Genomic DNA, 12390 nt, shown 5'->3' on the forward strand with positions numbered 1-12390 from the left:
TTAATGACATATTGCTTAATGTTTTAATTATCTATTTTATTTTGATAATTAATGATTGATGTATCAAAAACTTCATTTTAAATACGCTCTTTTATATCTTTAATTAAGAATTAAATTAAGCGGTATTTCTGATCAAAAATGTTTATTATGAAGCGACTCTCAAATAATTTTTACTTTAGAAAAACTGTTAAATAAGTGAGACACTCAATGATTTAACAGAACCTTCAACATTAATTATTTCAAATGTCTTATCATTAAGAATAGCGTTCAATATTTCATGAGAAATCTTCGGTAATAGCGTATTTTCAATGGTTGTTTGCACGACTCTTGCCCCGCTCCCAGACTCGTTACTGCTATCAACAATGTCGGTTACAAGGTCGTCACTGAAATGAAGTTCAGCCGAATAGTGTTTTTCGATCCTGTCTGACACTTTTTTCAGCTTGAGGCGTGTAATTTGGGTAAGTACTTCCTTATCCAAAGGCACATACGGAAGGACATTCACTCTTCCCAAAAAGGCGGGCTTAAAGTCATTTAGTAAGTCATCGTGTAGTGCTTCTTTTAGTGTACTTGGATCAGGAGCAAGTTCTGGGTCATCGAACAGTGACATGGTGGTATCCGTCCCCGTATTCGCTGTCATGATGATAATCGTATTTTTGAAATCGATATCTCTGCCTTCCCCGTCCTTAATTCTGCCTTTATCAAAGACTTGGTAGAAAATGTCTTGAACTCCTGGGTGCGCTTTTTCCATTTCATCCAGCAGTATTACACTACATGGCTTACGTCTGACGGCTTCGGTTAATACACCACCTTCACCATAACCCACGTAACCAGGAGGAGAACCTAACAACAATGAGACCTTATGTTCTTCTTTGAACTCCGACATGTTGATTGTCGTAACGTTGTCCTCACTACCATACACTTTTTCCGCAATCGCTAACGCAGATTCCGTTTTACCCACACCACTTGGACCAGTTAATAAAAACACTCCGTTTGGCTTGGATTCATCAGTCAATTGCGCACTCGCCGTTTTGATCACCTCAGACATGATTTCTAGCGCGTGGTCTTGGCCAACAACCCTCTCGATTAAACTCTCTTTTAGGTTTAGAACAGCCTTTATTTCATCATCTTGCAGTTTGCCTAGTGGAATCCCAGTCCAGTCTGATATCACTTCAGCAATCAAAGCCTCGCTAACATGGGAAAACACTAAAGGCTGCGCACTCGCGTTTAAGTCGCTTTCGATTTCCATTAATTTTTTCTTATCTTCACTTAATGGTTCTAGAGCAATTTTTTCGCGTAACGCTATCGCTTGTTCAACCCACGCTTGTTCTTTGTTCCATTGCAACTCCAAGTCAGAGACCTGAGTATATAACTCATCAATATCTCGTCTTATGCGCTGGACTGATTCAGTATTCTCCGAGCCAAATTGAAACTCTTTCTCAAGCTGCTTTAACTCGTCTTGTTTAAGTTGAACAGATTTCCTTTTGCTATCGAGCAACCCCGGAATGGCATTTTGGCTCAAGGCTACGCGGGAACATGCGGTATCTAAAACGGACACGGCTTTGTCTGGCAACTGCCTTCCATTTATGTAACGCGATGAGAGCTGTACAGCGGCTTCTAAAGCATCGCTGGTGATGTAAACACCATGGTGTTCAGCCATAACACTCAATAGTCCACGTAACATGTTTACGGCAACCGCTGGCGTTGGCTCTTCCACTTTGACGACTTGAAATCGTCTTGTCAGGGCTGCGTCTTTCTCAAAGTATTTTTTGTATTCCGCCCAGGTCGTTGCTGCTATCGTTCGCAGCTCACCTCTTGCCAGAGCGGGTTTGAGAATGTTCGCAGCGTCACCTTGACCGGCTTGCCCGCCACCACCAATCAAACCATGCGCTTCATCAATGAAAAGGATGATTGGCGTGGAAGACTCGTTAACCTCTTTAATTACGTTTTTTAACCGATTTTCGAATTCGCCTTTCATGCCCGCTCCTGCTTGAAGTAGAGCCATATCAAGAGACTTAATTGAAACGCCTTCTAGCGCTGGAGGGACATCTCCGTCGACGATCTTTTGAGCCAGTCCTTCGACAACCGCTGTTTTACCGACCCCAGCTTCACCCGTCAGTATTGGGTTGTTTTGACGCCTTCTAAGCAAAATATCAATCATTAGACGGATTTCATTCTCTCGTCCAACTACTGGATCAATCTTCCCTGCCTTTGCTTGTTCAGTGAGATCCACGGTGAACTGCTCCAACGCCGCGTTCGACCCTTTAGTTCCATTAACGCCAGCTTGATGTGGCGAATTCGCCTCAGATAATCCAAGGAGTGCACTTGCCTCTACTTTGTCTAGCTCTGTGCTGACTTGGTTCATCACGTTCGCCAAGCTTTCATCTGACAAATAAGCACTTAGCAGATGGATACAATCAAGATCCGTTGCTTGAAACTCAATCGTCGAGACCATCATGGCGTTTTGCATCACCGAAACTGTATGTGCTGAAAGTCCCGGAACTGACTCACAACCTGTTTTATACTTTTCTAATTGAGATAGTAGCTGTGATTCAACTACCTGCGCGTCGACATTAAATTTATCGAAAACTTCAGCATAGATTTGATTGGGATTTTGGACAATGGTGAGTAACCAATGCGTCATTTCAATACTATGGTGAGTACGCGAACTGGCCATAGCGGCTGCTTGCTCAAGTGTTTCTCGTGCAACAGGTGATAACCTTTCGACCAACGCTGAAAGTGAGAGTAAAGCCATTTTGATTCCCTTAAATGGTAATTGTTATTTTTCGATCTTTGGTTCGTTTGTGTTTTGCCAAAACGGTTCCTATCCCTAATTGACCAGAACCTTTAACAAGACGAACTTGAGGTAAATGTTTATGACGTGTCGTGAGCTTCCAATTAATGCGCTTATGCTTACCAACATAGTCCTGCACAACTGACTTTATGGTTGCCAAGCTCGATTTATTTGGCAGTAATTGCTCAACCTGTAATATGTTCGTCGGAAACAGCTCAATCGTAATTCCTGCATTGATATTCCATGCCTTGGCACCGATAGAAGCTCCTCGCCCTAATTGAGCAAACTGCCCTTCAGGCGATGAGCCCCCAGCTAGCTTAGTTTGTTCATCTTGCGATACACTCATCCACTGCCCCTGAAGCTCGTGTAATTTAGCTTCACAGTCTGTGAGGTGCTCAATTAAGTCTTTTAGCGCACCTTTACCGCGACCTTTCTGCGCAAACAATCCTGCATAGTAATTGTTCAGGTGCTTTTCGTGCCCAGTTACCGCTTCAAGACTGCTCAATAGAGGTGCTCGATTGCCCTTATTGTGCTCACGTGCTTGCACCGCAAATTGACTTAGCTGCCAACTTCGGTAGTACAGTGACAACAAGCGATGATTGAAAATGTTATAGAAATCGACCATTGCACCATCACCAGCCTTTTCACGACCGATGGCCAATTCACTGTAGTAGCTTGGTAAAACACCTTGCTCACCCGTTAAGCCAAGCAAGTTCGTTTCAAGGAAAACTTTATGCTCAGATAGGGTCGCATTAACCAGCTGTGCATTCTCATAACCCAATGAGGCGTTTACTTTTAACTCAAGCTTCTCCTTCTTGGGTAACTCATCCGAGCCTAGTTGAGCTTGCGAACGAAGCAACGCTTGCTCGATTAAGTGAATCACTTCGAACAACGGTCGCTTTTTCAGCTGAATTAAGAATTCTTCTGGTTTCATAACAAAGCTTTGTTTCCGATCAGTGCTGGCCACCGATGAAATAACTGGCCTGTCGATTTCATTTTTACTTCTAACTGCGTAAAAATGTTTACTTCCGCAAACTGAGAGAAGTACACCGACAAGACGCAACCTAAAAGGAAGACTTGCTCTTTAGATATCATTTGATCAGAGACGGTCAATATGAGCTTTACACCATGAGCAAATCCAACTTTACCTTTTTCGTTGACCCTTCCCGTTGTTTGCTGATACTCGAAATTTACGAGAGCATCGATCAGCGATTTCGTTTCCGCTGTACCTGTAAACGCATACAAGTTGAGTAATTGCTTGAGCGTAGAGAGTCCGTCCTCATCGGTAAAATGAGTCAGGGTAAGCAGTTTGGTTAGTTGCCAACGCGTACTCTCATCCATTTCCGGCCTCACCGTTTCTGACAAAGAAACAAGGCATCGAAGCTCAGCAAAATTGTCATTGACACTCGGTAGCGAGACCTCTGGCAGGCCGCCACCAAAAGGCAGTTTCTGCGGTAAGTTTCGATTACAACATTCCGCCTGTACGTACATCAGCCAGTTTTCACGACTTTCAGGAGCAAATAATCGGTGCTTTTTATCCACGAATGAAATGTAGCTTTCTCGGCCCGGTTCATCGAACCCTCCTGCCCAATTCTTATCCTCTCGCCTCATGACCCAAAAAATCTCGCTTTTGTTCATGTAATGAGTGTGTTCACCGGCAAAATAACTGGGCAAGTTCTCGTATGTTTTATTCCAATTCCTAAGCGTGACATTCGAAATAGACACCACTTCGTTGCTCTCTGCTTCTTGGTATTGTGGAGACAGTTGGTATTCGTACTCGGCTGGCTCTAGTCGCTTTGGCTCCATTGTGGTTTTAAACAGATTGATGATGGGAACACAACCTAATAACACACTGTCTTTGTCAACTTGCTTTGGGAGCCAGTCATCATTGCAGTCAAAGTAGAAGTTGAGTTCCAACTCCTCGTTAATACCTAACTTTTCGAGATTTAAGTCAACGACATCAAAGAACATAAACTTCTCGGGGAAATGTAAATATTCCACCAACATCCTCGAAGAAGAAAAGCTTCGCTTGCTGTAGGGCACGACTTGTTGACTATCGATAAAACCGACAGCTTGGCAGTGACGTGGAGTGTACGAAGCCTGCTCACAACCATTCACCGAGACAGAGATCCCAATAAGGCTTTGGAACAATAGCTGATATAACCGCTGAGTAAGCTGTGCTTGGCCATTGAGGTAGAATCTGAGCGTCTCGACGCCCATTTCACTTAATGCAGACTCACCATCATTAGCCTTGATCTTTACCTTAAGTACAGATTTAGACGAACGCTCCCAAGGAGAACCAATCGGCTGTATCGGGGCATTTTCAAAGGTTCCTGCCGATATATCGAAGGGATACATTCTTGTCTCATAACACGTTCTGAATTCACATTCTTTGTAACCCGGCGCGCCAACCATCACCTTTTCCCCCTTAGAAACATCAAAGGGAGCAGAGGTCGACTCATTACATTTCATTTTAATGATCGACATTGAAGGGATTGGCGCATGAAAATCCGGATGCAACTGCCCCATCAAAGATTCCGTAAACTGCGGATAACTGTTATCGAGACTTTGACGTATACGAGCTGTCATGAAAGCGCAGCCTTCAAGAAGCCTCTCCACATGAGGGTCATCGACTTGCTCTTCACTGATCCCCAATCGAGAAGCAATTTTGGGGTACTGCTCGCCAAACTCTTGCCCTTTATGGCGTAAGTAAGCTAACTCTCGGTTGTAATACTTAAGAAACTCGTCACTCATTTCATTCTGCTCAACTTCATGCCTAAACTTACGGGTTCTACTTCTGAGTTAAATGTCACTTCGTGTGTGTTATTGCCAATCAGACAAGTCGCGCTGATTTTTAGTCTCAAGGTTCTGTCTACTGCGCTCTTTTCATCTAGAATGCTAACGTTCGGGCTTTCTAGGCGAGGCTCAAACTCTAAAATCGCATCACGAACGATCTCACACAGTTGATCTTGCCCCTGCTTGCTGCTGTATGGCATAGACGAAAAGTCAGGTAATCCATAATTTAAAATTGAGGACTTTACTTCTCTGAGGTCATCCGAAATTTCCGTCCAACCGATACGGCTGTTCAACATGGACTCCAAATCTCTTAGAAGATTGTCGACCAATGCTTGCTGACCCAACGGAAAATCTTTGTCTTCTCTTAGATGTGGATCGTTATCGATAAGCTTGTCGAGTAAGGAAGCGACCAATGACATAAGAACCTCTATGCCAATGCCTTGCTTTCTGACAAGGTGTTCAGCTCAAAGATAGGCAGTGCTTTATCACCCACAAACCAACATTTTTGACCTAGGCCGACAAACAGTTCACTTTCACCTAAACGCCTCCAATCTGTTTCTCGGCCAAGTTTTTGCGCGTCGGTAACAGAATCAATGTAAGTCAGAGGCATATGCCCCTCACCTTCACCCAAGCCTTCAATGTCAAACTCAACAGGTCGCCAGATGTGTTCAAGCATCGAGCCCGCTTGTTTTATGTCTAGCTGCTTAATGTTTTTGATCGGCACCAGAAAGTAATTACCTGCCGTCGAGAAGAGTTCGATGTATCCGGATAAACGATCGTCAATATCTCTTACATCCTCAAACTCTCGAGTTCCTTGTAGGAAACGCTTTTGCTCTCGCATGTTTTCCAGTGACTGAGCGAGTTCATAGCCCTGGTCAAACTCTTCATTTTTGATGGCTAAATTAAGGTCGACAACAAGCTCGTTGGCCTGCTGATCAAATTCAATAAACTGTGCAGTGGCAGCCCCACCAGTAAAGTCTTTTCGCGCTTGTGCCGCTTTCACCATATGGCGTAACTGACTCGCACCAGATAAATATTCAGGGAACAATTTAATCGACTGTATGAGCTGATCGTCAGCACGTTCAAAATCACCGTCAATACACAACAGTTCAATAAAAGAACTGCGTAACCCTGCATCTTTTGGTGAAGCTTTAATGTCTTCGATAATCAGTGTTATAGCCTGTTGTAAGTTGCCCTCAGAAAGCGCATTTTTCCATGTTTTCATTGTCTTCCCTTACACCACTTGTTCTGGTGATAATTCCGTAATAAGTTTGACTGCCGAGACCATCTGGTCGAGTTGAAAATGAGGCCGTAAATGAACCACCGAATAATAGTGTCCGGGGGAATCACGTTTTTCTTTAACGCTGATGTTTGCCTCATTTAAAGGGTACTTTGCCCTCAGTTCATCCGAAGCTTCGTCAGAGGCTGTTGTGTATTGATGAAGCCACTTTTGGAAGTCTCGTTGGATTGAATCTGCATCTTGATAACCACCGATTTTGTCTCGTCCCATGACCTTTATGTAATGGGCGATTCGTGAAACACAAAGCGTGTATTGCAGCATCGAGGTCAACTTGGCGTTCATAGTGATATGCTGCTCTTCGAACTGTCTTGGCTTATAAATGGACACGCTGGATGTCATCCCCACCATGTAGGTTTCTGCAACCGGTGACATGGTGATAAACCCACAATCCGATATTTCTTTTTCTTTGCGCTCTGAAACTTTTAAGTTCAAAGGACTTCTATCACGGGTATTTTTGCTAGTGAAATGCACTGAACTTCGCGTGGGCGCTAAGATTGTTCCTTGTGTGTAATCGCCTTGCTTAACGCCCCTCATGTGAGTAAACCAGCCATGTTCTTGATACGTTCGAATTGCAATCGCAGCGAAACAAAAAGCGGCACTTCCCCACTGCAATTCGCGCTCAGAATCATTGATAGCTTCTTCGAAATCAAACCCTTCTATACGAGAACCGTCTTTGATATAAGGTAAGCGAAACAACACGTTTGGTGCAGCAATACCGATGAATTTCGCATCTTCCGATTCTCGTAACTTTTGCCATTTTATGTACTCAACTTGTTCAAACTGAGCGCCGATATCTGTGGTCGATGACAACTCTGAAAATCGATTAACACCGAACACACTTGGCTGTGCAGACAGAATGAATGGACTGAATGCCGCTGCCGCAGTTTGCGCAACCTTACTTAACACAGTTAAATCTCGATCAAAGTGATTTTTCGCTGGGTCATGTCTTAGTTCGTAATCACCGATCACCACCCCAAAAGGCTCACCACCCGGCATGCCATATTCATTCTGATACAACAATTTAAACAGCGCAGATTGATCAAACTCGATGGCTTTCAGTGCATCTTTGCTGACCTCATCCCATGTTGCCGAAAGCACTTTTATCTTCACAGGCTCACTGGATTGGCTAGCAGTTTGCTCACACAGATAGCGAACACCTAACCATGATTTTTCCAATTCTTGAAATGCTTGATGATGAATAATCTCATTCAATTGCTCTTCCAATATTTGGTCAATCTGATCGATGGCCATCAACACGCTATATCGAAAATCATCAACAGTTGAACTTTTTGTTCCTTCTAGCCAAATTTTTGCCGAATGTATTGAATCTACTGACTCGACAAACTGGGTAACCCAGTGACTATCAAGTTCCGCACACCCAAGTGGACTGAACTCGTGTTTCAGTTCACTTGGGTCTAAGAAATTCAATGTCATATCGTTAGCCATTCCAAATCGTCACTTTTAATACTCAATCTCTATCCCCAAGCGTGGAAGGAGTGGTTGACCCAAAGGCCAACCACCTATTACTTAGCCACCCGATTGAGGGATCTTTGCGACCAAGCGTAATGACGTGGTCAACTCTTCCATTTGGAGCCAAGGCTTCAACCATGCCACAGCATTGTAGGAACCTGGCGCACCCGGAATTTCTTTCACCTGAACACGAGCATCGGCAAGCGGGTATTTCGCACGGATTTCTTGACCACCACCTTCTGAGGCATTCACGTAGCTTAAGATCCAACGGTTTAGCCACGACTCCACGTCTTCAGCTTCCATAAAGCTACCAATCTTATCGCGTGCCATAACCTTCAAGTAATGAGCAAAACGTGACGTTGCCATCATGTAAGGTAAGCGTGCTGAAATGGCCGCATTCGCAGTCGCATCAGGAGAATCGTGATTGGCTGGTTTTTGGCAGGTTTGTGCACCAAAGAAAACCGCGTAGTTGGTGTTCTTATAGTGACACAAAGGAAGGAAACCAAGTTTACCTAGTTCCGCTTCACGTCGGTCCGTAATGCCAATTTCTGTCGGGCATTTCATATCCGGGTCGCCGTCATCGCTCATGAAGAAGTGCGTCGGTAGGTTATCTACTCGGCCACCGCCTTCTGCGCCACGAATAGCGGTACAGAAGCCATATTTCGAGAATGCATCGGTAAGCTTAGCGCCCAGCACATAAGAAGAGTTCATCCAACAGTAATCATTATGTTCAGCATTCGTTGCAATACCCGACACTGAGTCAACGTCAAATTCTTCAAAGCCAAACTCTTCCACCGGCGAAGTTGCTTGCCCATAAGGCAAACGCGCCAGTACTTTAGGCATGGTCAAGCTTACAAAACGAGAATCTGCGCTTTCACGGAAAGAACGCCATTGAGCATATTCCAGTGATTCGAAAACTTTGTCCAAATCACGAGGTTTAGAAAGCTCTGTCCACTCATCAAAACCAAACAATGCAGGTGAAGCCGCAGATAAGAATGGAGAGAAACCAGACGCGGCCACATTCGACATTAAGCGAAGTGATTCAATGTCTTCTGGGTGATTCGTAAATTCGTAATCACCAATCAGAGCACCATAAGGCTCACCACCGGCACTGCCAAATTCCGACTCATATACTTTTTTGAAGATCTGGCTTTGGTCAAACTCAACCGCTTTACTCAAATCTTTATGAAGCTCTTTCTTCGTCATGCTGATCATGCGAATTTTGAGTGTCGAGCTGGTATCTGAGTTCATGACTAAGTAGTTCAAACCACGCCAAGAACCTTCAAGTTTTTGCAGTTCTGGATGGTGCATGACTTCAGACAGCTGTTCAGAAATCTGACGATCGAGTAAGTTAATCGCTTCACGGAAAGTCACGGTTAGGTTCTTATTCCATGAGACCGTGCCTTTCATTGCTTCTTCAGTTAACGTCTTAATCAGCTCTTCAGCACGTGAAGCTTCTGTTTGCTTTGTTGCGCCAATCGCTTGCTCTAGAAAAGAGGAAGTCTGCTCACCGACGGTAGGATCAAGCTGCTTTTCAATTTGCGTTGTCATCACTTCACCCCCTCTGGATTATCCGTTGGGTGAGCGTCACCTAGTTTTAGCTCGCCTGCCAGCTTGGTTAAGTTATCCGTGTTGTTTAAGACATCTTCAAGGATATTTTCCAACTCTTCTGAACGATCCACCTTGGTCATTAGGTCACGTAGCTTATTGCGTGTTTCCATCAACTGGCGCAGTGGGTCAACTTGATTAACGATCGCTGCTGGCTCAAAGTCTTGCATCGACTTGAAGCTCAGATCGACTTCAAATTGAGAGTCATCTTTCGCAAGTTTGTTGGCAACCTTAAACTTCACTGATGGGTTCATTTTTTTAAGAACGTCATCGAAGTTATCTCTGTCGATCTGAATAAAGCGACGGTCTTTGAGTGGCTTCAGCGCTTCCGTATTTTGTCCTGCGAAATCGCCCATTACACCAACAACAAAAGGAAGCTCTTTTTTCAGCGTTGTTCCTTCAGTTTCAACATCATAGGTAATGTGAACACGAGGCTTCCTTACTCGTGACAGTTTCGAGTGGATACTCGTCATACCGTTCTCCCTTTCTTAATTTTCATTTTGTTCTGCTATGCCAACTAAACGGAAATAGCTTCTCTTTGCATCTCCGTCGGAGATCAATTCCGCCAGTAATTCCGGCAGAGGCATTCCACACCAACGAATGATTTGTTCGATGGAGTAAGAAACTGGTGAATGAGGCTCACTTTCTCTAAAGAAGTCTGCCACCTTTTGTAACTGCTCAATCGCCTGTTCACGCGATTGCATGTTTGTCATCAATAAAGCGCCGTTTTGCCCCTGTACCGTTGGTGCTTCCTCATCCTCAGTCGGATCGAGCTGAATAACTTCAGTCACTTCTGATGGAGTTTGAAAACGAGCGCCCAATAGATGTTTTAATGCCGAATGTATTGAATCTAGTTTTTTGGAAATGTATGAGCTCGAGGTAACATCCCCAACCGCATCATCAAGCTTTTGGCTAAATTGGCCAAACGCAGCCATCGCAAACTCAAGGTCAGAGATAAGTTCACGATAAAACTCGTCAGATGTAGATTTCACCGTGTCGTTAATCTTGGACATTTCAACAGCACCCTGCTCAACCTTGTAGCGGCGCTTGTCTTCATCAAGTCTCTCTAACTCAATCGCTTGCTGATATTCCCAAAAGGCGTACGGTTGCTCTACACCCATGTCAGTCAGGGGAATAGATGCTAAAGGAAAAATTAACGTTCCTTCACTATCGATGCCATTTAGGCCAATAATGGAAGAGATACGCGTCTCCATCCCGTCTTCATCAGGCATTGGATACAGTTGTTCCCAAAAATTGTCGATGAAGTTTGAGGCAATTTCATAGCCAACCCCCATGCCACGAAATCCATAAAGACGCGTGAGGGCCTCAATTAACCATGCAACAAATTCTAAGTCTTTTGATTGATGAGAAAGAATGTCCGGAACTTCGTCAATAAAGACACGCCACAAATTAGTGTGCGTTAATATGCTCTCTTCTTCGATAATCGCATTACGCTCAGCATTGCGTGCCGCCATTCGACTGTCTTTTAAACGGTAGTATGCCGATTGAGGTGACACGTCTTCGCGTGGGTCTACACCTGTTGGGCGCTCTTCTGATACTGGCAATAGAACCGGAGCCAACCAATCGAATACTCTGCTAGAATCAGATACACTTTTTGAATCAACCATTCGCCTTGCTCCTCAAGAATACTGGGATAGTCGCATCGCCTTGTGTTCGTCCGTCTAGCTCACTTCTCTCACAACAGGCTTTGATTAAAGCGCACGTGACATTGTCACTCGCACCTCTCACTAATGCAGAATGCATCAAAGCTAAGCCCGCCTGGTTAACCGAGTCTGCATAAAGTGTCTTGTGCATCTCATCGTTGGTGAGTTCTTTTGATAATCCATCACTGCACAAAAGAAATTGGTCTCCGTCTGCAAGCTGGCCTGATACTTGGTCTATCGTGACTATTTCGTCCACACCAATCGCTCGTGTAATGACATTAGCCAGTGGATGTGATTCTGCATCCTCAAAAGCCAATAGACCTTGCTCAACCAAATCCATGACTTGACTGTGATCTCTGGTTTTTTGGGAGAAGCGACCTTCTCTGAGTTGATAGATGCGGCTGTCTCCTACCCATAAACAGTGGAAGTAGCCATCTTGCAAAAACAATAAGACAAGAGTAGTCCCCATGGTTTTGCCCTCTAAGTGGGCTTGGGCGTAATCAAAAATCTCCTTGTTTGCTTGCTGGACAACCATTCTTAGTTCATCAATATTCGTCGTTTTGCTGTCTTTGATATGGCGAGCGATACGATCCACTAACATCTGACTTGCAATATCCCCCGCACTGTGTCCACCCATTCCATCCGCCACAACCCAAAGCCCGGCTTCAGACATCTCAAGTAAGGCGTCTTCGTTATAAGGTCGTACTTTGCCTGGGTGCGTCTTAGCAAAAGTAAAGTAATTCCAATTCATTCTTCGCTTC

At 44.3% G+C, this 12390-nt stretch carries 10 protein-coding genes; all 10 read right to left on the reverse strand.

The annotated features are described in order from the left end of the window. Window positions 1-187 precede the first annotated feature (187 nt). The gene (tssH, locus tag A9237_RS21705) at window positions 188-2752 is read right to left on the reverse strand and encodes a type VI secretion system ATPase TssH (protein ID WP_078609639.1); all 2565 of its coding nucleotides are present in this window, start codon (window positions 2750-2752) and stop codon (window positions 188-190) included. Window positions 2753-2762: 10 nt separating this feature from the next. Then, on the reverse strand, window positions 2763-3725 hold the full coding sequence (gene tssG, locus A9237_RS21710) for a type VI secretion system baseplate subunit TssG (protein ID WP_078609640.1): 963 nt from the start codon (window positions 3723-3725) through the stop codon (window positions 2763-2765). Further along, window positions 3722-5545 (reverse strand): type VI secretion system baseplate subunit TssF, encoded by a 1824-nt coding sequence (gene tssF, locus A9237_RS21715; protein WP_078609641.1) that lies wholly within the window; start codon window positions 5543-5545, stop codon window positions 3722-3724. Before tssF ends, tssG begins: the two co-directional genes overlap by 4 nt. Next, window positions 5542-6006: a type VI secretion system baseplate subunit TssE gene (tssE, locus tag A9237_RS21720; RefSeq protein ID WP_038893344.1), complete on the reverse strand. Its 465-nt coding sequence runs from the start codon at window positions 6004-6006 to the stop codon at window positions 5542-5544. Before tssE ends, tssF begins: the two co-directional genes overlap by 4 nt. An 8-nt stretch (window positions 6007-6014) precedes the next feature. Continuing rightward, window positions 6015-6812, reverse strand: coding sequence for a type VI secretion system accessory protein TagJ (locus tag A9237_RS21725; protein WP_078609642.1), 798 nt, complete (start codon window positions 6810-6812; stop codon window positions 6015-6017). A gap of 9 nt (window positions 6813-6821) precedes the next feature. Next, complete coding sequence (tssC, locus tag A9237_RS21730) at window positions 6822-8333, reverse strand: type VI secretion system contractile sheath large subunit (RefSeq protein ID WP_078609643.1); 1512 nt, start codon at window positions 8331-8333, stop codon at window positions 6822-6824. Window positions 8334-8414: 81 nt separating this feature from the next. Continuing rightward, window positions 8415-9908 (reverse strand): type VI secretion system contractile sheath large subunit, encoded by a 1494-nt coding sequence (tssC, locus tag A9237_RS21735; protein WP_005426776.1) that lies wholly within the window; start codon window positions 9906-9908, stop codon window positions 8415-8417. After that, window positions 9908-10438, reverse strand: a complete 531-nt coding sequence (gene tssB / locus A9237_RS21740) for a type VI secretion system contractile sheath small subunit (RefSeq protein ID WP_005426987.1) — start codon at window positions 10436-10438, stop codon at window positions 9908-9910. The genes tssC (A9237_RS21735) and tssB overlap by 1 nt, the downstream gene beginning before the upstream one ends. A 15-nt stretch (window positions 10439-10453) precedes the next feature. Further along, window positions 10454-11593, reverse strand: a complete 1140-nt coding sequence (gene tssA, locus A9237_RS21745; protein ID WP_078609644.1) for a type VI secretion system protein TssA — start codon at window positions 11591-11593, stop codon at window positions 10454-10456. Then, window positions 11586-12380 carry a PP2C family protein-serine/threonine phosphatase gene (locus A9237_RS21750; RefSeq protein ID WP_078609645.1) on the reverse strand — a complete coding sequence of 265 codons (795 nt, stop codon included), beginning with the start codon at window positions 12378-12380 and terminating at the stop codon, window positions 11586-11588. The genes tssA and A9237_RS21750 overlap by 8 nt, the downstream gene beginning before the upstream one ends. Between the last annotated feature and the right edge of the window lie 10 nt (window positions 12381-12390).

The sequence above is a fragment of the Vibrio owensii genome, from assembly GCF_002021755.1.
In the GTDB taxonomy this organism is placed as follows: domain Bacteria; phylum Pseudomonadota; class Gammaproteobacteria; order Enterobacterales; family Vibrionaceae; genus Vibrio; species Vibrio owensii.